The organism is Nostoc sphaeroides (genome assembly GCF_003443655.1).
GTDB classification, from domain to species: domain Bacteria; phylum Cyanobacteriota; class Cyanobacteriia; order Cyanobacteriales; family Nostocaceae; genus Nostoc; species Nostoc sphaeroides.
Map to the genome: position 1 here is coordinate 454,285 of NZ_CP031941.1, position 26,827 is coordinate 481,111.

At 43.5% G+C, this 26,827-nt stretch carries 22 protein-coding genes and 1 pseudogene; 10 read left to right on the forward strand and 13 right to left on the reverse strand.

The features are described from left to right. The first annotated feature begins 8 nt into the window (after nucleotides 1-8). Entirely contained in the window at nucleotides 9-896 is an 888-nt protein-coding gene (locus tag D1367_RS02155; protein ID WP_118162324.1) for a hypothetical protein, read from the forward strand. 81 nt (nucleotides 897-977) lie between these two features. Beyond that, nucleotides 978-1,124, forward strand: coding sequence for a hypothetical protein (locus D1367_RS30365; RefSeq protein WP_181985228.1), 147 nt, complete (start codon nucleotides 978-980; stop codon nucleotides 1,122-1,124). A gap of 80 nt (nucleotides 1,125-1,204) precedes the next feature. Here D1367_RS30365 and D1367_RS02160 read toward each other — a convergent pair whose 3' ends face one another. The 4 genes and pseudogenes from D1367_RS02160 to D1367_RS02175 form a co-directional block, all read right to left on the reverse strand. Continuing rightward, nucleotides 1,205-2,659, reverse strand: a complete 1,455-nt coding sequence (locus tag D1367_RS02160; RefSeq protein ID WP_118162327.1) for a dihydrolipoyl dehydrogenase family protein — start codon at nucleotides 2,657-2,659, stop codon at nucleotides 1,205-1,207. A gap of 207 nt (nucleotides 2,660-2,866) precedes the next feature. Next, nucleotides 2,867-3,949, reverse strand: a complete 1,083-nt coding sequence (gene cobD, locus D1367_RS02165; protein WP_118162329.1) for a threonine-phosphate decarboxylase CobD — start codon at nucleotides 3,947-3,949, stop codon at nucleotides 2,867-2,869. A 26-nt stretch (nucleotides 3,950-3,975) separates the two neighbouring features. After that, nucleotides 3,976-4,260: an HU family DNA-binding protein gene (locus D1367_RS02170; protein WP_010998076.1), complete on the reverse strand. Its 285-nt coding sequence runs from the start codon at nucleotides 4,258-4,260 to the stop codon at nucleotides 3,976-3,978. Nucleotides 4,261-4,991: 731 nt separating this feature from the next. Continuing rightward, nucleotides 4,992-5,237: pseudogene (locus D1367_RS02175) on the reverse strand (hypothetical protein); the annotation flags it as partial. Between the two features lie 109 nt (nucleotides 5,238-5,346). On the opposite strand from D1367_RS02175, the gene D1367_RS02180 reads away from it, so the two are divergent. Beyond that, nucleotides 5,347-5,967 (forward strand): Uma2 family endonuclease, encoded by a 621-nt coding sequence (locus D1367_RS02180; RefSeq protein ID WP_118162332.1) that lies wholly within the window; start codon nucleotides 5,347-5,349, stop codon nucleotides 5,965-5,967. A 58-nt stretch (nucleotides 5,968-6,025) separates the two neighbouring features. Beyond that, entirely contained in the window at nucleotides 6,026-6,316 is a 291-nt protein-coding gene (locus tag D1367_RS02185; RefSeq protein ID WP_118162334.1) for a DUF2281 domain-containing protein, read from the forward strand. A 379-nt stretch (nucleotides 6,317-6,695) separates the two neighbouring features. Here D1367_RS02185 and D1367_RS02190 read toward each other — a convergent pair whose 3' ends face one another. From D1367_RS02190 to pilM, 5 genes are all read right to left on the reverse strand, one after another. Continuing rightward, entirely contained in the window at nucleotides 6,696-6,938 is a 243-nt protein-coding gene (locus D1367_RS02190; RefSeq protein ID WP_118162337.1) for a hypothetical protein, read from the reverse strand. A 162-nt stretch (nucleotides 6,939-7,100) separates the two neighbouring features. Beyond that, a complete protein-coding gene (locus tag D1367_RS02195) occupies nucleotides 7,101-9,548 on the reverse strand; it encodes a type IV pilus secretin family protein (protein ID WP_118162339.1) in 2,448 nt (815 codons plus the stop codon). A 293-nt stretch (nucleotides 9,549-9,841) separates the two neighbouring features. Further along, a complete protein-coding gene (locus D1367_RS02200; RefSeq protein WP_118162342.1) occupies nucleotides 9,842-10,618 on the reverse strand; it encodes a pilus assembly protein PilO in 777 nt (258 codons plus the stop codon). After that, a complete protein-coding gene (locus tag D1367_RS02205) occupies nucleotides 10,615-11,391 on the reverse strand; it encodes a PilN domain-containing protein (RefSeq protein ID WP_118162345.1) in 777 nt (258 codons plus the stop codon). The genes D1367_RS02200 and D1367_RS02205 overlap by 4 nt, the downstream gene beginning before the upstream one ends. A 4-nt stretch (nucleotides 11,392-11,395) precedes the next feature. Further along, complete coding sequence (gene pilM, locus D1367_RS02210) at nucleotides 11,396-12,502, reverse strand: type IV pilus assembly protein PilM (protein WP_118171041.1); 1,107 nt, start codon at nucleotides 12,500-12,502, stop codon at nucleotides 11,396-11,398. A 267-nt stretch (nucleotides 12,503-12,769) separates the two neighbouring features. Between pilM and D1367_RS02215 the strand changes: the two genes are divergently transcribed. Beyond that, a complete protein-coding gene (locus tag D1367_RS02215) occupies nucleotides 12,770-14,074 on the forward strand; it encodes an ABC transporter substrate-binding protein (protein ID WP_118162348.1) in 1,305 nt (434 codons plus the stop codon). Nucleotides 14,075-14,160: 86 nt separating this feature from the next. On the opposite strand, the gene D1367_RS02220 is transcribed toward D1367_RS02215, so the two are convergent. From D1367_RS02220 to D1367_RS02235, 4 genes are all read right to left on the reverse strand, one after another. Next, entirely contained in the window at nucleotides 14,161-16,629 is a 2,469-nt protein-coding gene (locus D1367_RS02220; protein WP_118162350.1) for a beta strand repeat-containing protein, read from the reverse strand. Between the two features lie 1,124 nt (nucleotides 16,630-17,753). Then, the gene (locus D1367_RS02225) at nucleotides 17,754-19,049 is read right to left on the reverse strand and encodes a bifunctional folylpolyglutamate synthase/dihydrofolate synthase (RefSeq protein ID WP_118162353.1); all 1,296 of its coding nucleotides are present in this window, start codon (nucleotides 19,047-19,049) and stop codon (nucleotides 17,754-17,756) included. Between the two features lie 132 nt (nucleotides 19,050-19,181). After that, nucleotides 19,182-19,307, reverse strand: coding sequence for a photosystem II protein Y (locus D1367_RS02230; RefSeq protein WP_069072075.1), 126 nt, complete (start codon nucleotides 19,305-19,307; stop codon nucleotides 19,182-19,184). Between the two features lie 243 nt (nucleotides 19,308-19,550). Next, a complete protein-coding gene (locus D1367_RS02235) occupies nucleotides 19,551-20,078 on the reverse strand; it encodes a gamma carbonic anhydrase family protein (protein WP_118162355.1) in 528 nt (175 codons plus the stop codon). A gap of 242 nt (nucleotides 20,079-20,320) precedes the next feature. Between D1367_RS02235 and D1367_RS02245 the strand changes: the two genes are divergently transcribed. From D1367_RS02245 to map, 5 genes are all read left to right on the forward strand, one after another. Next, nucleotides 20,321-20,830, forward strand: coding sequence for a TIGR02652 family protein (locus D1367_RS02245; RefSeq protein ID WP_458646420.1), 510 nt, complete (start codon nucleotides 20,321-20,323; stop codon nucleotides 20,828-20,830). Between the two features lie 275 nt (nucleotides 20,831-21,105). Continuing rightward, nucleotides 21,106-21,549, forward strand: coding sequence for a VOC family protein (locus D1367_RS02250; RefSeq protein ID WP_118162359.1), 444 nt, complete (start codon nucleotides 21,106-21,108; stop codon nucleotides 21,547-21,549). Nucleotides 21,550-21,815: 266 nt separating this feature from the next. After that, complete coding sequence (locus tag D1367_RS02255) at nucleotides 21,816-24,659, forward strand: M16 family metallopeptidase (protein ID WP_118162361.1); 2,844 nt, start codon at nucleotides 21,816-21,818, stop codon at nucleotides 24,657-24,659. Nucleotides 24,660-24,976: 317 nt separating this feature from the next. Further along, the gene (locus D1367_RS02260; protein ID WP_118162364.1) at nucleotides 24,977-25,501 is read left to right on the forward strand and encodes a plastocyanin/azurin family copper-binding protein; all 525 of its coding nucleotides are present in this window, start codon (nucleotides 24,977-24,979) and stop codon (nucleotides 25,499-25,501) included. Nucleotides 25,502-25,779: 278 nt separating this feature from the next. Further along, a complete protein-coding gene (gene map / locus D1367_RS02265) occupies nucleotides 25,780-26,607 on the forward strand; it encodes a type I methionyl aminopeptidase (RefSeq protein ID WP_118162366.1) in 828 nt (275 codons plus the stop codon). Nucleotides 26,608-26,827 lie beyond the last annotated feature (220 nt).

Genomic DNA, 26,827 nt, shown 5'->3' on the forward strand with positions numbered 1-26,827 from the left:
GCAGTATTATGTTGGCTCAATTCCAGAGCTTGTATCCCCAAGGCAGTCTGATTTCTGAATTAGTGCAAATTTTTCAAGGAAAATATATTGTCCGGGCAAGCGTACAAATAGAAGGCGTAACCCGTGCTACGGGTATGGCAGCAGCAGAAACAGTAGAAGCAGCAGAAGACCAAGCCAGAACCAGGGCGTTAATAGTTTTGGGTATTACAAATGCACCACAGCAATCAGTGGCATTTAGCTCAAATCCAATTCCCCCAGCGCAGCTAAACCCTTCCTTGAATACCAAAGGTGGATTAGATGAGTCTGCTGCCTATTCCTCTGCAAAAGATGAGGATTTTGTTGGTAGTCAATGGCCAATGGTCAGCGACAAAGAAATATCGATACCGCCCTCTAAAGTACGGAACATCAAACCAGAAGTAGTAACAAACATTAACGAACAGTACGGCTACAACAGTGGTGCGCCCCTACCAAGCGATAGCTATAGCCAGGATTTTGGTCAAAACTTTCCTGCTACAGGCAACAAGGAGCTAGAATTTGATCCTCCAGTGGAAAACTTGGAAATAACCTTTGATAACCAGGTGGAAAATCAAACCTTTCCACCAATTTCTGCCAATAATGTCACACCATTTACACCTCGGAGTTACAGCCCTCAAGAGGATGTCGCCACCCCGTCAGTGACAGGAAAGAGAAAGAAGAAAGCTGAACCCGTGGATTTATCGGATGTAATTGCTAAAACAGATGTCGAACTTCAGCGTTTAGGCTGGACACCAGAACAGGGACGAGAATATCTGATAGAAACTTATGGTAAGCGGGGGCGTACTTTGCTAAGTGAAGAACAATTACATGGATTCCTCAAATACTTACAATCTCAGCCAGACCCAATAGCGGGATTTTGATTAGTCATTAGTCATTAGTCATTAGTCATTTGTAAGGACTAATAGACCTCTTGCATAAGTCTATCCCCTTTTGCACATCCCGTGAAAAGTCAGGTTGAGCGATCGCATTTGCTTGTTTGGAAGAAGGTATTGGCTAAGACTGATGTTGAAATAGAGCGTTTAGGCTGGACACCAGAACAGGGACGGGAGCATCTAATTAAAACTTATGGGAAGCGATGCCTTCTTTAGTGACCGATGTTTTGCTCTGCTCAATGTGACAATTTAAGCATTTATGCAAGAGGTCTAATGAAATAGCTCTGACTCCTAACTCACAAATTCCAATTGCGGCGGAAATGGAAGACGCCTTCTAAAAACTCTTGCAAAGCAATATTGCTATTTAACCTTTGCTTACTCCACTCTCTTGCAGCTTGTTCCAGAATTTCTGAAAAACTCGGATAGACGGGAGATAAATTTGCTAAATCTTTGACTTTAATTTTTTGGGAAATTGCCAAGGCAATCAAATTAATCAACTCTCCAGCTTCTGCCCCCAATATCGCAGCTCCCAAAATTTTGCCATTGCGTAGCACAATTAATTTACACATACCAGTGGTTTCGTCCCGAAGTTGGGCTGCTGCCACTGTTTTAAAATATTGTCGCAAAACTAAAACTTCATCTCGACCAAATTGGCGTTTTGCCTGTGCCTCTGTTAAACCCACTTGCGCCACCATCGGCACAGAAAACATTGCCCAAGGAATGAAGCGATAATCTACTTGTAACCTGGGGAAAAAGAGGGCATTGTTCAGGGCAATTTTTGCTTCATAATTAGCGATATTGGCAAAGTCGTAACCACCAATTACATCACCACAGGCGTAAATGCGATGGTTAGTGGTTTGCAGTTTATCATTCACTACCAAGCTACGCCGATGCCATTTCACATTTACTGTTGCCAAATTTAGAGATTCAAGATTTGGCTGTTGTCCAGTTGCTACTAAAATCTCATCAGTTTCAATAGCTTTATCTCCTGCTTGAATCCACTTTTTATCCTCAATTAGCCTCACCTGAGTCACTGGTTTATCGGTGAGGACGCGCACACCTTCGACTTCTAACTGTGCCTGAAGCAATATAGCTATTTCAGGGTCAATATTGGGTAAAACATAAGGATGCTTGACTACCAGCGTCACACTGCAACCAAACCGGGCTAAAGTTTGAGCAATTTCAATGCTTTGGGGAATTCCGCCGATAATTACCCAATCTTGGGGTAATTTCCCTCTCTGTAAGGATTGCCAAATATTAGATAGGGTTAGGTAGCCAGTGGCTTGCAATCCTTCAATATCTGGAATTTCTGGACGCGAACCACTAGCTAGCAAATAGGTACGGGCGCGTAATAGGCGATTATTAACGGCAAAAGCTAGTTGTGGTGAAGATTGAAATTGACCACTGCCAACAATAACATCGACTCCCTGCGCGGCTAGGATGGCTGGAGAATGCTGTTCTTTGAGATTTGAGGCGACGCATTGAGCATACAGCATAGCTTCTTGCCATGCCATAGATATGTGGCATTCTTCTGAAGTATCAGTGTGTGTGGCATGAATACCAAAACTAGCGGCATCATTCAACTTCTGCGCCAGTTTCCCGATTTCGGTAAGAGCATGGTGATTAGTAAACCCGTAGTCTACTTTAGGTTCCACCAGAGCAACTGTAGCATGTAGTTGGGTTGCAGCAAGAGCAGCGTAGTATCCAGCAAGACTGCCGCCAATAATTACAACATCGTAGTCAACGGTCACGGGAATTAAGAGTTAGGAGTTAGGAGTTAGGAGTTAGGAGTTAGGAGTTAGGAGTTTGGAGTTTGGAGTTTGGAGTTAAGAGTTAAGAGTTTGGAGTTAGGAGTTAGGAGTTAGGAGTTTGGAGTTTGGAGTTTGGAGTTTGGAGTTTGGAGTTAAAACCCTTCTTCAATTTATAACTCCTAACTTATAACTTATAACTCCTAACTCCTAACTCTCTTTTAACGCTGTTAGTAAACGTTGGTTATCGGAGTCGGAACGTACAGCAACCCGGAAAAAGCGATCGCCTAGTTCTTTAAAACTAAGGCAATCGCGGATTAAAATCTGGTGATGCTGGAGTAATTGTTGCTGTAACTGCGAAGTAGACTGTTGAGACTCAACCAATAAAAAGTTAGCAGCGCTTACTTGGGGTTGTAATCCTGGTATTTCAGCCAAACCCTGAAAGAGTTGGTTTCGTGCAGGTGGTAGCCATGCCCAGGTTTGCTGCTGAAACTCCGTATCCTGGAGGGCTGCAATTGCCGCCGCCGCCGCTAGGGTGTTTACAGGCCAAGGGTCACGCCATAGCTGCCATTTAGCTAGGCAGTCGGGATGTGCGATCGCATATCCTAATCGCAGTCCTGGGAGGCTGTAAAATTTGGTTAGCGATCGCAATACTACTAAATTCTTATATTCCTGCACCACCGGAATCAGGCTTTGTTCCTCATTAGGCGGCACAAAATCCATAAATGCTTCATCCACCACAACCAAAGCAAATTGCTCTAGGTAGGGCAAAACAGACTCCCGCGAAAATAGTTTCCCGGTTGGGTTGTGGGGATTATTCAGCAATAGCCCTTTGTCCTTTGTCAATGACAAATCACCAATGACCAATACCTCGGCTTCGCTCAGTACAAGTGACCAATGACCAGTGACAAGTGACAAAGGACACTCCAGCACTTTAGCGTTGTACGACTTCAGGGTTCGGTAGTAGTCGCCAAAGGCTGGAGTTATTAAAATTGTCGCGGCTAATTGGGCTAATTCCCTACCTATGAGAGTGAGTAATTCTGCGGAGCCGTTACCCGGCATAATCCACTCAGGCGGCAATTGATGGAAGTGACTGAGAGCTAGTCTCAGTTCACTATAGTTTGGGTCTGGATAGTGCTTAAGATTACCGATTTGGGACAGTATAGCAGCGATCGCGCTGTTTGGAGGCCCCAACGGGCTGATGCTAGCAGAAAAATCCAGAATAGCATCAGGGGGACAGCCAGCCAGTGCTGCTGCCCAGGCTAAATTTCCCCCGTGTGCAGGTTGCCGCATTAAAAAAGGGTTCCCGAAGACAGAACCTATGCTTTTGGGGGTGCTACCTTTTCTCTAAACAGTTTTCCTGCCGAGAAGGCAGGAACCCTCGTCGCTGGAATTTCCATTTTCTCATTTGTTTTCGGGTTGCGACCTTCGCGGGCTTTACGTTCCCGTGATTCAAAAGAGCCAAATCCCACCAATGTTACCTTATCACCAGAGGAAACCGCTTCAATAATCGTTTCCAAAGCGGCAGTTAAGACTGCATCCGCTTGTTTCTTGGTAACACTAGCTTTTTCAGCTACGGCATCAACTAATTCACCTTTGTTCATGTCAAACTCCTGAAGGTTTACTTGAGATTCTTTACGGATGCACCATGATACATCTGTACTGAAATCTTTGTTTGCGAAAATACAAAAATCATCCTTTGGGAGTAGCTTTACTCAAAACGGCTGTACATCCCATCGGCTCGACTTTTCAATGAATCATTCTAAGGTGTTGTAGCCTGATGTGGATAGATGAAACCATTAATTTATATAGATTTCAGGATTTTTTGTAATTTTAGGGTACTTGTTTCCCTAAAAACCACCCAAAAAGTAGGAAAAAATACCTAGTAAAAACCCCTATTGCCAAGAAAACAGGGTGCTGAGGAGGTGGGAAATGGTGAATGTTTGTTGGGATTGATTACCGATGGTGAAGAGTTGTTGCTGAGATTCACCAATATTTATAAAAAATAGTTTGTAGTAAGCACTTTAGTGCTTAAAAAATAAGGGCTTCAGTCCTTCCTTACCCAATGGGAAAGTTAATCGCTCATGGGGGAAGCCCCCAAACGCTCGTTGACTCGCTCTAAGCGTACTCCTACGGAGAAATAAGCTATGCGTAGCGTCTCCAAGAGTTGGCTTTATGTTGCGCTATGCGCTAAAGCGTCTCCCTTTGGGCTACGAGACTCCGAATTCATTCCGAGGCGGGATAGAAACGCAGCGCGAGATTTATTAATGATATGGCTTCGTGTAATTCGACTCATTAGGTTAGTAGTCTGTCAAGAACTAATTGACGGATAGATTCACTGTAGAGACGGCGATTTATCGCGTCTCCTAACCGTTTGTTCACCACCAGAAATTTTCTGTTGCACCCAAACCCGAAAAGCATGGGTAGTAGCAATTTCCCCATTCTTCTTCGCTTCTTGGATAAACCCAGGAATCTCCTTCACCGATACAGGCGCAAAAGTAGGGCTGGTTTCGACTTCTGAGTATTGCCCACCTGCAAGGGTGTAGACTCGCAACATACTGCCGTTATAACGCCAAAATTCCCAGTTCTTTGCAACAAACCTTTTGCCAGTATTGTATCCCTTAATATTACTGTTAAGGCTGAACGTAAGAGAGCGATATGATCGAAACGACTACTAGGGGTAATAGATTATGACTCAAGCCATACCAAAACTAGTAACATTTAAAGATTTTGCAGCGTGGCGACCCGAAGGTGGAAGATATGAATTACATGATGGAGTGATTGTTGAAATGGCACAACCAGTAGGAGACCATGAGGATATTGTCGGGTTTTTGGTTGAAAAAATTGCTATTGAGTACGTTCGTAATGGTCTACCTTATATAATTCCCAAAACTGCGCTGGTAAAACCAACTAATTCGGAATCTGGTTACTCCCCAGATGTGCTATTACTGAATCGCCCTAATTTAATAAATGAGCCGCTATGGAAAAAAGAATCAACTGTAAGCCTTGCAGAATCAATTCCCTTAGTAGTTGAAGTAGTTAGTACCAACTGGGATGATGACTATTACACAAAGCAGGGTAAGTATGAGGGTATTGGAATTCCTGAATACTGGGTTGTAGATTATCTCGGTCTAGGCGCTAAAAAGTTCACTGGCAACCCCAAACAGCCTACTATATCTATTTATCAATTAATCGATGGTGAATACCAAGTTACTCAATTTAGAGGCACTGATCGCATCGTCTCGCCTACTTTCCCAGAATTTAATTTAACCGCCGAACAGATTTTTCAAGCTGGAGGTCTACCAACGTAGCCACAACCATACTTGCTGTTTTACACTACTAAAAAATGTCAGTTAAAGAGGCGTTAATATGACAATCAAAGAAAAACTTATCGAAGAAATTGAATCAGCACCAGATGCACTTTTGACTGAAACACTTAATTTTTTACGTTTTTTCAAAACAAAGCAAACCCAAGTACAACCAACACAACATCAAGTAGAATTTGCTAGTCATAGTACTGTTGATTCCACAGGAAACTCACTTTTAGAACATCTGAAAACTATAGATACTTGGGAAAGTGATGACTTAGAGGAGTGTCTGAACCTAGTAATATCTAGCCGTGGTCAAGCAGAATTTAATGAAGATAATCCTTTTGAATAATGTACCTAATCGTAGGGCTATTTCGTTCTAGACATAAACCGCCCAGAACTAAAGTTCCGGGCTAATAGCCCAACTCCACTAAAGTGGACTAAAGGCCTTTACAGCGCTTCTAGCTATTAGGCAATACAGTTTTTCTACCTGCCCCTCTCCTATCATAGCTTTCAGCTTTGAGGATGTACCTCATAGCTGCCGGAAGTGCTGTATTAGTCGTCTTTAGACGAATGAATGCTATTAGCCTCAGAATTTATTCTGAGGCGGGCTAGATGAGAATGAAATAGCCCTGACCTTCAGCGGATAAAAAAAGTCAGAACATTAGTAGGGAAGCGGTTGGGGGTTAGGTTGGAGAGTAAAGTTGCACATCGCGTAATATAAGTTATTTTCATTCTTCTCTACCCTGTAGCCTACCTCTGCGACTGGCGAGTTCTTTTTCGATTTCATCTTCATCTAATAAATGTTTACCAGAAGCAACAATCCTAGTGCAAATTTGCTGCAAATGTTCGCACAATGGGACTTTATGTGCAGAGTTTTTCAAACCAATAAATTCAACAAAATCTAAAACTTCCTCTTGTTTTTCTTGTGGAAGAGAACGCCACTTTGTTAAGAACTCTTGTTCTGAACTCATTAGTATTTACCCACTACTATTACTTATATTGTGATTGGGTATTTTTATTGTAGAATGACATTTAAACTTAAACCTACTCGTAAAAAAGAAGATCCCCGACTTCTTTAAGAAGTCGGGGATCTGAGCCTTTGACAGATGTAACTTACATGCTCATTATCTTTATTACCTGCCAGGAAGCTTCAACCCTCGACGCTCAAGGATTTGCCGCACTTCTGGGCTGGGAGTGTAATTATAGCCGTAAGAGGAGTTTTCAGAGTCGTCCATGATTTGAGGTGTAAGTAATACAATAACCTCTCTGCGCTCATTCGAGCGGTTTGTCCTTCTAAACAGGGCACCAATAAGGGGAAGATCACCCAAAATAGGAATCTTGGAGACACTTGATCGGTCTTGATCTTGAATGATGCCTGAGAGAATAAGTGTTTGACCATCTCGCAGGCGAATTGTGCCAGAAGTTAGGGAGCGTTCAGAAATTAAAACGATTTCCCCATTACCTGTATCTGCTGTACCTGCTGGAGATTTGACTTGGGGAGCAACTTGTAAAGAAACAAAACCGTTGTCGTCAATCCTGTCTATTGAGACGGCGAGAATTAACCCTACAACCTCTTTTTGTGTGTTTACCTCTTCTCTAGAGCCACCAGGTGTGTCAGTTATAATTCTTTTTACGTCTCCTACAACTTGCTGAGTTAGTTTGACATCCGCAGTTTGGCCTTCTTGCACAATTAAAGTTGGGTCAGTCAAAATCTTGGCGTTACCATTTATAACCTGAGCTTGCAAGCTAGTGAGAAGCCGTTTGGGAAATTGGTACAAAGACGGCAAACTAAATGTAGATGTTGCACGACTACCTGGTGCATACGTACTAGTTTGTCTTCCAGTTATAGGGTCAGTAGTAATCGTTACCGTGTCTGGTGTTCCTGGAGTAAAAGTTGTAAGACCAGGGGTAGTTGGCTCGCTATTTGCTGGAGAAATAGGTTGAAGGAAGGTCGAATTACCTGGAATATCCTGTACAAGTTGACCATCTCGGATAACTCTCAAACCAGAACCTCCATTTGGCACGGTGAACGTACCATTTTGGTTAAGTAAAGGTACTCCTGTAATGGGATTCCTGATAGTAGGCGTCTGAGTCACACTGGTTGCTACTTCAGCGCTAGTAGCTGGTCTGGAACCGCCAAAATTCAGAGATGCTGCACCGCCATCATTTGTAAAGTAATTGTTACCAACCCCAAAGGAAAAGCTGGTGTTGTAGTCCTGAGTGTTATTGAGGTTAACATCAATAATCTTGACATTGACTGCCACTTGACGACGGCGGATATCAAGGGGAATGATTTGAGCGATCGCAATGTCAACTAATTTAGGAAGACCAATCAAAGTAATAGTACTAGTTCGCTCGTCTCCTAATACTTGTAAACCTCTAAGTAAGGGAATTGAGTCAGTAAACTTAATGCGTTGAGCCGTTAGATCCGAGTCTTCAGCTGTATTTGTTTTCTTTCCATCTTCTGTACCGACGACTTCTGTAGTGACCCTAGTTATCTTTGGTTCAGCATTAACGGCGCTCTCTGCTCCCAGGTTAACTAAAACCCTTAATATTTCTTTTACTTTGGCTTGGTTAATTCTCAGGTTCCGTATCACTACATCACGAGTTGAATTAGGCAGTTTAGGTGCTACAAAAATCGTCCGCCCACTGCGGTTAGCTTCTAAACCACTCAGGCGCAAAACGTAGTTAAATACATCTTGCACTGGCTCATTTTCTATATCTAGGGATACTTTGTCATAAGTTTGCTTTTCAGTAGCACCAGCACCCTCAGATAAAGTTACACTAGGCCCCTTACCGTCTTCTCCACCTCCTGCATAAGCCAGGTTCATACCAGCAGCACGCGCAAGTAATGACAAAACCTCACGCACCGGCGCATCTCGCAACACTAAACGGGGTACACGTTCTTGAGTTCCTAAGTCAATGGTAGTAGGAGAAGCATCAGTATTAGAAATAGCAATATCTCCCACCGGTGGGGCGATCGCTCTAGGTAAGAAAGGTGGAGCCTGACTCACAGGTTGACCTGGCCCAGCAGCTTGTGCAGGTTGTCCGTCAATGGTGATTTGCGGGTTAGGAACGAGAACACCTGAATTTTGACCAGGTTGGGCTGGAGGCGTAGCAGGCGGTGCTGTGAAAGTTTGCGCTGTTTGTGTTGGTGTTGATGCTATAGTGCCAGCCGATGGGCTAAAGCTGAGTGTAATTCCATTTTGCGATCGCACCACAGGTTGACTGTTAGGTGTATTATTGCTGCCCGTTACCGTCACCCGAATGCTATTGGCATCAAGCTGATTAACCTCAACAGATGCAATTCCTGGTGCTGGACTATCTTGACGAAAGCTATTACCTTGTGGTAATCGTAATTGAGCATTGATAATATCTGCGACTAAAGCCTTGCCTCTTTTTGTAGTGAAAACTTGGGGGCGCGACCCAGAAGAAGTTTTCAAAGCAACGCTAATTCCACCATTAACTGGATTTAACTGGACATCAGTAATTTGACTAATTTGTGCCCAAACTGGTTGAGCTGCCAAAAATACAAAAGCGGTAGTACCTAATATAAAACTATTACCGTGAAGCTGTTTCACAGTTCATTCCTCACTTTATAAAACCTTGTTTACAAACAATTGTGAATAGTTAGGAGTTAGGAGTGAATAGTTAGGAGTTAGGAGTGAATAGTTAGGAGTTAGGAGTGAATAGTTAGGAGTTAGGAGTGAATAGTTAGGAATGATAATTTGTAATTCTTAACTCTTAACTCGCAATTCCTAACTTCTAACTCCTAACTCTTAACTCGCAATTCCTAACTCTTAACTCGCAATTCCTAACTCTTAACTCGCAATTCCTAACTCCTAACTCCTAACTCCTAACTCGCAATTCCTAACTACTTTTTCGGAGCAGTTTTAGCTGCGGCTGCGGCTGCTGCGGCTATTTCTTCTGGACTAAGTGGCATCAATACCTGTAACTGGAATGATGTATTAATCGCTGCTGGCCCTACCTGCATGGGTGTTTTATCCAATGGGGATATTGACTCTACTGGAGCCAAAGTTGCTTGATAATCTTTAACTATTAACAAAGGCTGTAAACGCTCAATGTTACGAATTATCGATTGTGTTTGCTCATAAGTTCCTGTAATTTCGGCATTGATATTGCTGCGTTGCAGCTTACCGTCAACCTTTAGCCCTAGAGTTCCATCGGTAACCGGTTCTGGTTTTTGGGAAACTGGCACAAATTTTTTCAGTTTGGCTCTCACTGTATTAACAGAAGTTGGAGTATTGCCAGACTCAACTAAGCGGTTCACATCCAATAGCAATGTATCTAAGCTTTTTTCGTTAGCGAATAAACCTAAAACCTGAACTTTTTGCTGTTTTGCCTGTGCTAGCTCGTCTTTAACTTTGCCAATTTCTTTGATACTGGCTTTTTTTTGCTCAACTTGCCCTTGCAATTCAGAGCTTTTGGCTTGCTGTTGCTGATAGCTTTCCAAAGCTGGCATCAGCAGGTTTAACAATATATAACCTGCTCCTGCTAAACCAATTACCCCCACTATGATGCCAATAATTTTTGGTGTGAAGGCAATACCAAATAGCACGGGGGATGCTGGCGTTGCCTGATCGAATTCCCCACCTTGTTCGCCAAAATTTAAATCATCACTCAGCGTCATTTTAAAATGACTCCTGTTTGTTGCATAGTACGAATTCGAGTCACTAACCCCACTGTGCCTTTTTTTTCCAACTCTCGAATTAATTCCGAAGCTGGAACATCGTTCATACTCGATTGGATAGTGTATTCAACTACTTGTGGCGGCTTAATTGTTACACCACTAGCAGGTTGACTCACACCTGGAATTGCAGGAGCATCTACTAACGTTGCCGTTACAATTCTGCTTTCTGTGGACTTCAAGAATTGAGACTGTTGTAGACTCAATAAAAAATCATTGACATCGTTAAAAGAACGAGCCAATCCGGTAATTTCTAATCCCCCGGCGGGATTGCTTACTGGCTTCCCTTCCTCTGCCGGAATGGGTGGGGTTTGCCTGATGGTCTTAATTTGCACTGCTGCTGGAATGCGATCGCGCAAATCTTGCAGCATTGCTGACCAAGGTCGAATTTGGTCAAATACAGTGACTAAAGCTTGGGTTTCCCCTTTAATCGCCTTCGTCTCGTCTCTGATTTTATTAATATTTCCGATTTCTGTATCTAACTTCTTGCTTTCTTGGTCTAGTTGTGAAATTTGACCATTTAATTCAACAATCTTTCCTTGCAACAACCACCAACCAAGTCCCAATAAAGCTGGAAGACCTACACCTACTGCAACTCCCACATACAATAGTGTCAAATCCCCCGTAGGAAACTTTAAGGATATTCTTCCCTTTCTCTCAGGCTTTTTCTGGTATTCTGGGCGATCTTTAAGAAAGTTAACATCTAGGCTGTACATTTTGTTACACCTCCCGCATTCCTAGACCAAGTACGATCGCCAAGCCAGAGCGTTCCACCTGTGGATATTTCTCAGCGTCAACTTCCAACGACAAAGCGCCGATTGGATCTATTTGGGTAGTTGGCAAACTCAATCGTTGGGTAAAGAATTCATCTAGCTGTTGGAGTCCACCTCCTGGCCCAGCTAATATAATCTGCGCTACCTCCATATTTTCAGTTTGATTTAGGTAAAAATCGATGGAACGGCGCAGTTCATCCGTTAGTTCTCCCAATACTCTCAATATGGCTGCCATACCAGGATTGATTTCAGTAACCCCAGTTTTCCCGCCGTCTAGAGAAGTTGGGGGAATGACCATTCCGTGTAACAGTTCCATATCTCGTGATGTGGGTAAGCTCATTGCCCTTGCTAAGGCCATTTGCATTTGATAAGTCCCGATTGGGACTGTGCGCGAAAATTGCGGCACTCCGTTAACGATGATGGCGATTTCTGTACTGTCGAACTCTATATCAACTAGCACTGCTGCTTCTTGCGGCCCAAATTGTCGCAATTGCTCACGAATAGTCCGAATCAGAGCAAAACTGTTAATTTCTAAAATATCGATTTGTAATCCTGCCTGCTCGAAGGTACTTATATAGGTATCAGTAATTTCCTTACGAGTGGCAACCAAAAGCACCTCTACCTTTTCTATGCCATCCTCATCCATCTTGTACCCAAGTTTCTGATAATCTACATCAGCCTCTTCACGAGGATAGGGTAAATATAAACCTGCTTCATGGTTGAGAACCATTTCTCGCAGTTCTTTATCATCTAACTCTGCTGGCACTGGTATAATCCGAACGATGGAATCTCGCCCTGGTACACCAGTGGCAACGCGAGAAGTTTTGATTTTGCTCTCAGTTAGCGCCTGTTGGATTAATTGCGCCATTGCTGCGGGGTCGGTGATTTGACCATCGGTAACTACGCCTTCTGGAACTGCTACCGATGTAAAGGTTTCTAGCTTCAAGCCTTGACCCTGCTTGCGTAGCTGAACTACATTCACCCGTTCGGGAGCAAGTTCAATGCCGACCCCTTTTTTTGATTTGCTAAACAGACTTTTGAAGCTTTTTACCACAGTTGTGCCCGATGGACTGCTAAATTGAATTGGGCATTGGGCATTGGGCATTGGGCATTGGGCATTGGGCATTGGGCATTGGGCATTGGGCATTAAGAAAACTTTTCTCTAGTCCCCAGTCCCCAGTCCCCAGTCCCTAGTCCCTAGTCCCTAGTCCCTAGTCCCTAGTCCCTAGTCGCCTCTATTACGGGTAATTTATTTAGCCTATAATCTCGACAATTCTGATCTAAGCTTTTCACACTGAGCAAGCGTAAAAATACTGGGAAAATGATTCAATTGCGAAAATTTAAACAACTTGTTGCTTTGACACTACTTGGCTTATTAACCAGTTGGATTGTAAGTTGCAGCACAAGTAATGTTGGTACAGGTACAAAACAGGCTACTTCAGGAGCGGCAACTATTGAGTTTTGGACGATGCAACTCCAACCTCAATTTACCGACTACTTCAAAAGCCTAATTGCAAATTTTGAATCGCAAAATTCAGGTATAAAGATTAACTGGGTCGATGTACCTTGGGCAGCGATGGAGAACAAAATATTAACAGCTGTCTCAGCAAAAACGCCACCTGATGTAGTTAACCTAAATCCGGGTTTTGCTTCCCAACTTGCGGGACGAAATGCCTGGTTAGATTTAGATGCGAAAGTCCCAAACGATGTACGTTCCTCCTATCTACCGAATATCTGGCAATCTTGTACGCTTAATGGCAAGAGTTTTGGGATTCCCTGGTATCTCACCACACGGCTAACCATTTATAACACCGATTTATTAAAACAGGCAGGTATCAATAAACCGCCTGCAACCTACGCAGAATTGGCACAAGCAGCGCAACAAATTAAAGATAAAACTGGCAAATATGCTTTTTTTGTGACTTTTGTACCGCAAGATTCTGGTGAAGTGCTGGAATCTTTCGTGCAAATGGGGGTTACTTTAATAGATGCTGACGGGAAAGCAGCGTTTAATTCAGCACTAGGTAAGGCAGCGTTTCAGTATTGGGTAGACTTGTATAAAAAAGGCTTGCTTCCTAAAGAAGCTTTGACGCAAGGACATCGCCACGCGATTGATTTATACCAATCTGGAGAGACTGCGTTTCTAGCTTCTGGGCCAGAGTTTCTGAAAACGATCGCTAATAATGCCCCAAAAATTGCTCAAGCTACAGCAATAGCACCTCAACTCACTGGTGACACAGGTAAGAAAAATGTCGCGGTGATGAATATGGTTATTCCCCGTGATAGTAAACAACCAGACGCCTCTGTTAAGTTTGCTTTATTTGTCACCAATGACGAAAATCAGTTAGCTTTTGCTAAAGCTGCAAATGTCCTACCTTCTACAATCAAAGCATTATCTGATAGTTACTTTACAAATGTTCCAGCTAATGCTTCAACAATAGAAAAAGCGCGAGTTATCACTGCTAAACAACTGCAACAGGCAGAAATATTAACTCCTACTTTGAAGGATTCCAAAAAACTGCAAAAGGCAGTTTACGAAAACTTGCAAGCAGCAATGTTAGGGCAGAAAACTGTGGATAAAGCTGTAGAGGATGCGGCGCAAGAGTGGAACAGTACTAGGAGTTAGTACAATACGGTTCGGATAAGACTCGATCCCCCCAACCCCCCTTAAAAAGGGGGGCTAAAAGTTTGAAAAAGGGTGTCTTGGACGAACTACGCTTGCACCACAAAATTTAATGCCGTAAGAGTTGGCGCACCAGTTAGAGTCGCAAATAGACCACCGCTACCAAAACCAGCCGCGCTGCCATTTTGGTTGTAGAACAACTGCCCACTCACAGGATCGTAGACAATTTTTGCCGTGCTAGTCCCTGCTGAAGAAGTGATTTCAAAATCACTGTTGTTACTAAAACTTGCTCCCGCAGTTGAAGCGATCGCACTAAAAGTAGTTTTATCCAGGATAATTTGATCGCCTTGGGAACTCTTAAAGTCAGCGATCGCATCTACACCAACACCACTCAGGGCAAAAGCAGCATCGGTGTTGTAAAGGAATTTGTCAGCACCCGTACCACCGACAAGAGTATCATTACCTCCTCCACCGATGAGAATATCATCGCCTGACCCGCCCCGCAACAGGTCATTACCACTGTTGCCATTGATAATGTCGTTACCCCCTTGACCATTAATCACATCATCTGAGTTGTCAAAACCTGCGATGTTATTGTTTAAGTCATTGAGGAAGGTGACAGTGTTTTTGTTGAATAGCGTAGTTTGAGTGGAATTGGCATTAATTACATCAAAGCTGTCGGCGATGCTGTTTTGCCCATCAAACAGGATATTGCCGAGTGCACGTCTTGGAAAATTTGCTGGCAGGTTATCCAGGTTTTCTAAGAGGAAGTTTTGCAGAGTTACTTTGGTGGATGCCACATTTTCAAAGGTGACTTCTAAGTTGTTACCATTTTGAGTTAGTTGCAGATTTTGGGCAGTGAATCCCGAACCGATAAATTGCAGCGTATCAACTTTGGCAATCACAGCTGATGATGGGTTTGAGCCTTTACCTATGCCACCAAAATCGGTGATGATGTCATTGCCATCCCCAGAGCGAAACACAAACTGATCTTGACCGCCGTTGCCTGTTAGGGTATCACTACCAGCATTGCCGTCGATGATGTTGTTGCCAATTGTGCCGACAAGAGTATCTGTACCAGCAGTTGCCGTCAGGTTAATAGTGCTGCCCCTGCCGATATTCTTCCCCCCAAATACCACGTAGCTCTGCCCTGAAGAGTCGCCGTTGGGGTCGGCATCAGGTGCCCCGATAATCAGGTCAGCGATGCCGTCTGAGTTGATGTCTCCCGCACTGCTGACAGAATAGCGTGAGATGTCACCCGCATTGATGCCGTTGATGGCGAAGCCGTTAGCGCCGTTGAGGCTTGAAAGGTTGAGTTGGGCGCTAAAGCCTGTGCTTGTGCCAAATACCACGTAGCTCGCATTCCGTGCGCCGATAATCAGGTCAGCGATGCCGTCTGAGTTGATGTCTCCCGCACTGCTGACAGACGAGCCTGATTCGTCACCTTTATTGCCGTTGATGGCGAAGCCGTTAGCGCCGTTGAGGCTTGAAAGGTTGAGTTGGGCGCTAAAGCCTGTGCTTTTGCCAAATACCACGTAGCTCTGCCCTGATAAGTGGCCGTTGGGGGAGGCAAAGAGTGCGCCGATAATTAGGTCAGCGATGCCGTCTGAGTTGACATCTCCGGCACTGCTGACAGAATAGCGTGAGATGTCACCCGCATTGATGCCGTTGATGGCGAAGCCGTTAGCGCCGTTGAGGCTTGAAAGGTTGAGTTGGGCGCTAAAGCCTGTGCTTTTGCCAAATACCACGTAGCTCGCATTCCGTGCGCCGATAATCAGGTCAGCGATGCCGTCTGAGTTGATGTCTCCCGCACTGCTGACAGAATAGCCTGAGTAGCTACCATCCTTGATGCCGTTAATGGCGAAGCCGTTAGCGCCGTTGAGGCTTGAAAGGTTGAGTTGGGCGCTAAAGCCTGTGCTTTTGCCAAATACCACGTAGCTCTGCCTCTGCCCTGAATATTCGCCGTTTAAGCCGGCATAGGGTGCGCCGATAATCAGGTCAGCGATGCCGTCTGAGTTGATGTCTCCCGCACTGCTGACAGAATAGCCTGAGTAGCTACCATCCTTGATGCCGTTGATGGCGAAGCCGTTAGCGCCGTTGAGGCTTGAAAGGTTGAGTTGGGCGCTAAAGCCTGTGCTTTTGCCAAATACCACGTAGCTCTGCCCTGAATTGGAGCCGTTGGGGTCGGCAAAGGGTGCGCCGATAATCAGGTCAGCGATGCCGTCTGAGTTGATGTCTCCCGCACTGCTGACAGAAATGCCTGAGATGTCACCTTTATTTATGCCGTTGATAGCGAAGCCGTTAGCGCCATTGAGGCTTGAAAGGTTGAGTTGGGCGCTAAAGCCTGTGCTCTTGCCAAATACCACGTAGCTCTGCCCTGAAAGTAAGCCGTTGGGTTCGGCTAAAAATGCGCCGATAATCAGGTCAGCGATGCCATCTGAGTTGACATCTCCGGCACTGCTGACAGAGACGCCTGACCGGTCACCCCCCGCGATGCCGTTTATAGCGAAGCCATTGGTGCCGTTAAGGTCAGAGAGATTCAATGATGAATTAACCATGATTTTCTCATGTATTGGTAATAATTTAGGAAGTCGAGAGCCTTGGTAAATGGAATTGGCGGCTACACAAAGTCTTTTTGCCTGCGCGGACTCACAAAAAATTCCCGTTTTGAAACCTGCTTTTGTGCAGCGTCCCCTTTGTAATTCGTAATTCGTAATACTCGTATGCAGGCAACAAGGAAGCTACGTAATTCGTAATTAGGAAGTTTAATCACGAATTACAAGGCTTACAACTACCAGTTGTATTGATAGCGGTCTTTTGGTGTCAGCTAGTCAACGGATTTGACTTTGTAAGCAAAAATTACTTTGATAACCGTTAAACCACTTAAATATTCTGATGAATGTCTAAATATTGTCAATAGGCTAAGTGTAATTCTGATCACAAGGCAGGAGGCACTTATCTAAACCCCATAAATTTAATTCGCAATTCGCAATTCGCAATTCGCAATTCGCAATTAAACTAAGCCCGACACTAGGGGTGGGGTTTTTACCTACCTTGAGATACAAGTATTTTTTCGCCCACAAGGAGCGAGATTTTGAACCTTTACTTTTTTGATGAAACTTAAATTAACGTGAGTTCAATAGATTCTGAAGAACTCCGCTTCCATTCCTCTCCCCGAAACGGAGAGAGGCTTAAGAACCAAATTTTTGCGTTGCTTCTCCCTTTCCGCTTCGGAGAGGGAGGTTGGGAGGAAGAGGTCTGTCGAATTCACGTTAAATTACTTGTGTGAGTGATAATACACCAACACCTGTCTTAAGCCGCTTCTCTACGAGATGCTCCGCGTTTGCGTCTACATAAATTGCCGCTACAGCTTGAAGATGCGCCTAAATCCTGTAGGCGCATCTTCAAAAATAAATGGCGTTAGTATCTCAACTTTGAACATTTGCAGCAAATACTTTAACCTTTGCAGCAAATGTTATTCCATGTATAAGAAAGGCTTAAGTATTTCCAAGAAAGGTATAATCATTTGCTGCAAAGACTTTAACCTTTGCAACAAATACTCTTCCATGTATAAGAAAGGCTTAAGTATTTGTAGGAAAGGTATAATCATTTGCTGCAAAGACTTTAACCTTTGCAACAAATACTCTTCCATGTATAAGAAAGGCTTAAGCAATTGCAACAATCATTGTAGTGAACTTATAGATATAGCTGTTGCTAAAAAATCGCCTACTAAATAAAGGGAACCGCATAAAACGATTAAATCGTCTGTGGTTGAGGTTGCGGTTTCTAGTGCTGTGAATAAATCTGGATGGATTTGGCGATCGCTTAATTGTGGACAGAGGCTGTAAGCTAAGTTTGCTAAGTAGTCTAAATCAGCAGAAGTCCTACCTGGCCAAGATTCTATTGGGATTGGTACTAAAAAAAGGCGATCGCCTGGGCGCAGTAGGGCGCTAAAAATATCAGCATGATCTTTATCGGAAAACATTCCCATAACCCAGTTGACTGGCTTGGGGTTAACTGCATCTAAGCTATCGACATACTGGCGCAGAACTTGGGCGGCGGCGGTATTATGAGCGCCATCAAGTAATAATTTATGCTTGTTCCAAGTAACCCATTGCATCCGCCCCGGCCATTTAGTTTTTGCCATACCGTTAGTTATGGCTTTTTCAGAAATCTGCCAACCCTGTTGTTGGAGAATTTCTAAAGCTGCTATTGCCAAAGCTGAATTTGCTAATTGAATTTGTCCGGCTAATGGCAAAGGGTATTTAATTAAGTTTGAATTTTGAATTGTTTCATATTCTGCCCATCCTGTAGCGATTTGACGGGCGGGTTGAGGCGTAAAAATCGGGCATTGTAATTCTAAAGCACGCGATCGCACAACTTTCTCTGCCTCTGGTGGCAATGCTCCAACCACAACGGGGCATCCACGTTTAAGAATACCTGCTTTTTCTCTAGCAATATCAGCAATAGTAGGGCCAAGTTGCTGCCAGTGTTCCCGGCTAATGGAAGTTATAACCGTAACCAAAGGTTCCAAGCAGACATTCGTAGCGTCTAAGCGCCCTCCTAGCCCGACTTCTATCACAGCCACATCGACTTGCTGCTGGGCAAAATATAACCAAGCAGCCGCCGTAATTACTTCAAACTGAGTTGCCGATTCGTCTTCAGGGCGAATAACCGCTTGGACTTTTTCTAATAATTGACTCAATTCCTCAGAAGAAATTGGCTGTTCATTCAAACAAATACGTTCTGTCCAATCAACTAAATGGGGGGAAATATAACGTCCTGTACGATAACCAGCCTCAGTGAGTACCGAGGAAAGATAGGCACAGACAGAACCTTTACCATTAGTGCCAGCAACATGAATTACCGGGACTTGCTGATGAGGATTACCAAGATTTGCTAAAAGGTTGAGGATGCGATCGAGTCCTAGATGGACACCAAAGCGTTGCAGAGGTTGTATTACAGAATCGATATTCAAGGAATGGGGAGTGGTGAATGGGGAATGGGGAGTGGGGGGATGAGGGAGATAAGGGAGAAATAAGCAATGCCCAATACTTCGGCTTCGCTCAGTACAAGTGCCCCATGCCCAATCCCCGATTAATGAATGAATTTAGGCTTCTCTATCCAAAAAGCCTTGAATTTGTCTTAAAGCCGCAGCGCCAATATTAAACACTGCCCAGCTAGCGGCGATCGCAACTGGTGCTAAAACGATCGCTATCCGGTAATCGATATCCATATCTAGAACCCCTCTCTTAAGTAGAAATTAAAGTTTTGTCAACTGCTCTCATTTTTATTTTTAGCTGAAGTGGGCAACTTTTCCAAGTAGATATGTAAAGAATGATTAAATTATGGGGTATTGGGCATTGGGCATCGCTGAAGACTCAATAGTTCTTCTTCCCCTGCCTCCCCTGCTCCCTCATCCCCCACTCCCCACTCCCCACTCCCCACTCCCCACTCCCCACTCCCCACTCCCCACTCCCTAAGACTTCTTAAACCCAATATCAGTACCCTTCCCAGCATGAACTAAAGCTAATTTTTGGTAACGTTTAGCGTGTTCAATGAGTTCTGCGGCTTGAATTTCTGTTACTTGGCGTAATACTTTGCCAGGAATGCCCAGAACTAGGGACAAGGGGGGTACATCCTTGGTTACCACAGCACCAGCACCGATAATGCTACCAGCGCCCACTCTTACCCCGTCTAAAATCACTGCGCCTATGCCAATCAAACTTCCACGCTCAATGTAAGCGGAATGTATCACAGCGCGATGTCCTACGGTCACATGATCTTCTAAAATTGTGGGAAAACCAGGATCGCCATGTAAAATTGCACCATCCTGAATATTTGTGCATTCGCCAATTTCAATTCGTTCTACATCTCCCCTAACCACTGCTCCATACCAAATGCTCACCCCTGCTGCTATATTTACCGAACCCATAACAACAGCATTGGCTGCGATGAAGGCAGCTTGAGAAAAATCAGGAGATGTCCAGTAAGAAGCGGTAGACACGATAGAATATGAATATGGTACCCAGGAACACTGGAGAAACTCCAACCTTTGAGGCTGGTTGCACAACTAGGATATCACAGCGTCAAGCCTCTACACTGAGGAAAACACTAGTGAATAATGTTCCTGCCGCAACTCCGTGTCTGTGCAGCAGTGACCAAGTAACCCAAAGTGATGGAGCTAAAGTGTATAATAAAATACACTAGCGCTGGTGAAGACAAAATTATGTTTGTACGCACTTCATGATGAATCCAGGCTTGCAGTACCCAATGTTTGGGCCGGAAATACAGTGTCCCCATTGTCGCCAGACTATTCCGGCGCTGACATTAACAGATACCTATTTGTGTCCGCGTCATGGCGCGTTTGAAGCTAATCCTAAAAATGGAGAGTTAGTCCATTTGCAATCGGGGCGTCATTGGCGGAGGTGGAATAATGAATGGTATAGACAGCATACTCATCCCGATGGTATTCGGTTTGAGATTCACGAAGCATTAGATAAGCTGTATACCCAAGGTTTTCGAGCAACAAGAGTAATTATTGCTCGACGCTATCAGGAATTGATGAGCGGCTACTTAGAACGCAGCACACCTTGGCGTTCTGAACAACCAGAAGCTACTGCTGCGCGTTTATACGGCTTACCCGTGGAGTTTAGCCCCGATACCTCAGATGATCCCTGTTGGGAAGTAATTAATTTTGACTTGGAAAAAGAGCCTGGTGTCCCTGTACGCTACCCTTATTTCAGGTTGTTTGAGTAAAGTTAGGAGTTAGGAGTTTGGAGTTAGGAGTTTGGAGTTAGGAGTTTGGAGTTTGGAGTTTGGAGTTTGGAGTTAGGAGTTAGGAGTTAGGAGTTTGGAGTTTGGAGTTTGGAGTTATACCGATTTCATCTGAGATTGCTCCCTAACAATTTGCTCAAGCACCTTGTCTCACTAAGCTTAATTTTGTGCAATTTCACAAAGAATTGGTATTAAGAGTTAAATTCAATTCATAAACTCCTAACTCATAACTCTTAACTCCTAACTTTACTTTTGTTATGCACCACGCTTCTATTCGGACTGCGAATATTCATCGAGCGATCGCCTTCTACGAACATTTAGGGTTTACAATCTCAGAACGCTTTACTACTGGCTACACCCTAGCTTGCTGGATGGAAGGATTGGGTGGGAGAATTGAACTAATCCAAATTCCCGAACCAAAACCAGCCCCAGATGCCTTTGCTGATGAGCATTATGTGGGGTATTACCATCTCTCGTTCGATTTAACTGAAATTACACCAGATTTACCTAGCTGGTTGACAAATTTACAAGAACGTGTATTATTAGCGGCTGAGAGTAAACCTGAAGAATTACAACCGTTGAAAGTACTTTTAGAACCGACACAACAGCAAATAGGCGATCGCATTTACGAAGTGGCTTTCATCGCCGATACTGATGGCTTACCTCTGGAATTCATTCGGGTTTTAGCAAAACTCCCATAATTTAGCTTTTTTATCACCTTTATTGCTAATATATTGTTTTTCTGTATTGTTACTGAGGTAACAGATTTTTTGGACAGATTAAACTATCGTCACTTCCTAAAATAACTATGTAATATCATGTCCGGTGAATCAAGCTGAATAAAAAATGTTCGTAGTAAGGACTTTAGTCCTGGCTTTGGGGACTTCAGTCCCGACTACAAACTGTTTATTATGGGTGATTTGGTGGACATCATGTAACTTAATTTACAGATATATCTGCTAAATACATGTATGGATTTTCCAGATTTTATAAGTATCCCTTGCCATTATTATTTTTAAGCTTATGGCTAGTAGCAGTTTTTTTGTTAAGCAATAAACCTGCTCATAGCCAACATCCAGGCATATTTAACAAAGAAAAATATCAATCAACCTTGCTAGCAAAAAGAATAATGCCCTCAACACTGACAGAAAATGTTCGTAAAACAGTGCTGGAGAATGGTCTAACTATCCTGACAAAGGAAGTGCATACTGCGCCAGTAGTGACGGTGCAGGTGTGGTATAAGGTTGGCTCACGCAACGAAGAACCGGGCGTGAATGGCATTGCCCACCAGCTGGAACACATGATGTTTAAAGGTACTCTAAACCGTCCAATTCAATTTGGGCGTTTGTTTAGTGCTTTAGGTAGTGATTCCAATGCTTTTACCAGCTACGATCAAACTGCATATTACGGTACTGTAGAACGAAACAAGCTAAAAGCGCTCTTAGTGCTGGAAGCAGACAGGATGCAAAATTCCCAGATTGAACCAGAACAACTGGCGAATGAGAAGCGGGTAGTAATTTCCGAGTTGCAGGGTTACGAAAATAGCCCTGAATATCGCCTCAACCGCGCCGTGATGAAGGCGGTATTTCCCAATCATGCTTATGGGTTGCCTGTCGGTGGCACGAAAGCTGATGTCGAGAAATTTGAAGTTGAGCAGGTAGAAAAATATTACCGCAATTTTTACAGTCCCGATAATGCCGTCTTAGTAATTGTTGGAGATTTTCAAACTGCCAATACCCTGGAAATAGTTAAAGAGACATTTGGCAAACTACCAAAAAAAGTGAGGAGTGAGCTTGCCGTGAGCGTAGCCGAACGGGAGTTAGGAGTTAGGAGTGAAAATACTTTTACCTCATCCCCCTCATCGCCGATAGTATTGCAAGAACCGGGAGCAGGACGTTTGTTACAAGTTGTTTATCCGCTACCGGATGCAAATCAACCGGATGTGCCTGCGCTGGATGTGATGGATTACATCTTGACTGAGGGACGGAATTCTAGACTTTATCAGGCATTGGTGGAATCAGGTTTAGCTAGTGAAGTTACAGCCTCCGTTACCAGTTTGCGAGAATCTGGCTGGTATGAGGTGTTGGTGACGGCTGGTTCTAAACAAGATTTGAAAAAAATTGACTCAGTGTTGAGTAGCGCGATCGCTAATGTAGCAGAAAAAGGCGTAACCTCTGAAGAAGTAGAACGAGCCAAAACCCAATTAACAGCAGATGTAATTTTGAGTAACCGTGATATCACCTCTCAAGCAATGCGCTTGGGCACTGATGAGACAACTGTTGGTGATTATCGCTACACAGATCGTTATTTGGCTGCTGTTCGTCTGGTGAAGCCGACGGATATTGTCGCTGTGATTAACAAATACCTCACAAAAGGAGCCAGAACAGTAGGCTTTTTTGAACCAACCCAGAAGCAGATAACAGAAGTTGGTGATAAACCAGACTCAGCCCAAACTACAGAGAATTTTTCTCCTGGCGTACCTGTGCTTCCTTCTGAGGTGGTGAAGTACTTACCACCTGTGGATTTGGCTACAGATGCAATTGCCCAAGTGTTACCACAGGAGTTCAAATTTACCAACGGACTGCGGTTATTACTGTTACCGGATCATAGTACTCCCACCGTTACCTTGAGCGGACACATTCAAGCGGGGACGGAATTTGATCCTGAGAATAAAGCTGGACTAGCTGCTTTTGTCGCAGATAATTTGCTAAATGGTACTAATAGCAAGGATGATTTAACTATTGCCAAACTCTTGGCAGAACGAGGGGCGAGTCTCGACTTTCAAACCTACCGCGAAGGTGTGCATATTGAGGGTGATAGTTTAGCTCTTGATTTGCCGATACTCCTTGAGATATTGGCAGATGTTGTTAAAAATAGTACCTTTCCAGCCAAAGAGTTGGAATTGCATCGCCAACAAACTTTAATTGATTTGCAACACGAATTAGATGAGCCATCAGAAGTAGCCAGAAGAGTATTTGTTCAGTCAATTTACCCGAAAAAACATCCCTTACATACTTTTCCCACAGAGGAAAGTTTACAGCAGATTCAGCGCCGGGATGTGATTGATTTTAAAGCTAAACATTATCGTCCAGATACGACAGTGTTGGCGCTGGTGGGAGATTTTGATCTAGACATTGTGCGATCGCTGATTCAAAATGAGTTTGGTAACTGGGAAGTTAGCGGCCAAGCACCGACATTAAAATATCCTCCGGTATCAATGCCGCAGAAAATAGTTAGTGTCAACCCAGTTTTACCAGGTAAAGCCCAAGCTGTGACATATATGGGTTATACAGCTATTAACCGTTATGATCCTCGGTTTCACGCAGCCTTAGTATTGAACCAGATTTTGGGAGGCGATACCTTATCTAGTAAACTGGGTGCAGAAGTGCGCGATCGCCAAGGTTTGAGCTATGGAATTTATAGCTCCTTCCAAGCCGGGAAAAATGCAGGCACATTTTTGATAGAAATGCAAACTAGTCCTGAAGATAGCAGTAAAGCGATCGCTAGTACCCGCCAAATACTACAGCAAATCCATCAACAAGGCGTTACCGCACTGGAAGTAGAAACAGCTAAACGCACCCTGATGAGCAACTACAACGTTTTGCTGGCAAACCCAGAGGAATTAACAGATAGAATTCTGATGAATGAGGTTTATGGACTAGATAAAGGAGAATTGCACTGCTTCACTGACAAAATCCAGAAAGTCAGCCTTACCCAAGTTAATCAAGCGGCTCGTGAGTTACTCCACCCAGATCAAATCGTAGTCGTTACTGCTGGGCCATCCGTGTTAGCAGAGAAAAGCATTAGGTAGTACTTTGCTCAAGCTATTGAGGGTTTGTAGTAAGCACAAAGCGTGCTTAAAAAACAAGGACTAAAGTCCTTACTACGAACTTGCTTAGGGACTTCCAAATAAAAAAATACCCAAAAAACTCTCTTCTCCTCATTCCTCTGTGTTCTCTGTGTCTCTGTGGTTCGTTGATTTGAGTAATTTATTTTTTGGAAGTCCCTTATCCATCAATTTAAACTTGACACAGTAGTAGAGATGGACATTAGGCATGGATAATATAAAGAATAGGTAAGTGGTTTTTCCCGCTACCTATTAATAGCATTGCCTTTTGAGAACTAGTGATGAAAATTTACAACCATTTTTACAAAATTGTAATTGCATCTCTTACTTTCCCCATTACTACTTGGCTGCAAATATTACGAGGAAACTACGTGATATTAACGTTGTTCCTCAGCCTAAATTTCATCGTTGCTACTCCAGCAATGGCGGCAAATTTGTCTGGCGATTTACTCAAGCAACCAGTCACAGAAATTACAGTTAGCTTGGGTAATTCAGCCAACGAACTCAAATTTGAGCCAAATCATTTGGAATTCGAGGCTGGCAAACGCTATCAACTACGGCTTACCAATCCCAGCCAACTGAAGCACTATTTTACTGCTAAAGATTTTGCCGATGGCATCTGGACACAAAAAGTCCAAGCAGGCATTGTAGAAATCAAAGGAGCCATTCACGAACTCGAACTCAAGCCGGGTGCTGAGGCAGAATGGGTATTTGTGCCCCTGAAATCTGGCACTTTTAGCTTACGTTGTCCAATACCAGGGCATACCGAAGCAGGTATGACTGGAGAAATTGCCATCAAGAATTAAAAATTATTCGGCTCAGTATTTGGCAACTATCTAATGTTTCAATTAAAGATAATTTATCTCAGTCCCATAGATGCAGCGAATAATAAGTTATGGCGATTTTGATTGAAGCGCAATATATCAGGAGTAGGCGAATGTGTTATTATATATACGTTAGCGGCTAAATTGGAAGAATCCCTATCAGGGATTAAAATAATTTAAATTATAGATATTATTTCTCAAATAATTTAGAGAAAGCATTAATACTCAGTGTCAGAGCCACCAGTAATTATTAATTCCCCATGAACATTTTCAGTAACCTACTTCCTCAAGCAACTCAGCCTGCAACATCGAAAAAACAGCGCCGAGGAATTGAAATTAAATCGCCGCGTGAAATTGAAATCATGCGGCAATCAGCGACAATTGTGGCAACTGTCCTAAAAGAAATTTCTGAGTTAGTAAAGCCAGGAATGACCACGGCTGATTTGGATGCTTATGCAGAAAAACGCATCCGCGAAATGGGTGCAACACCGAGTTTTAAAGGATATCACGGTTTTCCAGGTTCTATTTGCTCCAGTATTAATAATGAAGCAGTGCATGGTATTCCTAGTCCTAAGAAAGTGATTCGCGTGGGGGATGTATTAAAGGTAGATACGGGGGCTTATTATCAAGGCTTTCATGGTGATTCTTGCATTTCAATTGCTGTCGGTGATGTTACCCAAGAAGCTGCTAAATTAATTCGCATAGCAGAAGAAGCTTTATATAAGGGCATTGAGCAAGTTAAAGCAGGTGCATATTTACTTGACTTAGCTGGAGCAATTGAAGACCATGTGAAAGTTAACGGCTTTAGTATAGTCGAAGAATTCACTGGACACGGTGTCGGTCGTAACTTGCATGAAGAACCTTCAGTATTTAACTACCGCACCCGCGAGATGCCAAATGTTAAACTCCGGGCGGGAATGACGCTGGCAATTGAGCCAATTTTAAATGCGGGTTCTAGACACACCAGAACATTATCTGACCGTTGGACAGCAGTCACTGTGGATAATTCTTTGTCGGCTCAGTTTGAGCATACAGTTTTGGTAACAGAGACTGGTTATGAGATTTTGACTGACCGTACTAAGCTGTAATTATTAAGTTTGTAGTAAGCACAAAGCGTGCTTAGAAAACAAGGACTAAAGTCCTTACTACGAACTGAAAGCGATAAACGAAAATCGAGAGACTCAGATCCCCGACTTCTCAAAGAAGTCGGGGATCTTATTTCAATACCGTTCAGTTAAGCCCAAAAATCTTGGTAAAGACGCGAAATTTCGCGTCTCTACAGGTTTAAAATCAGTACCAAAAATCCTT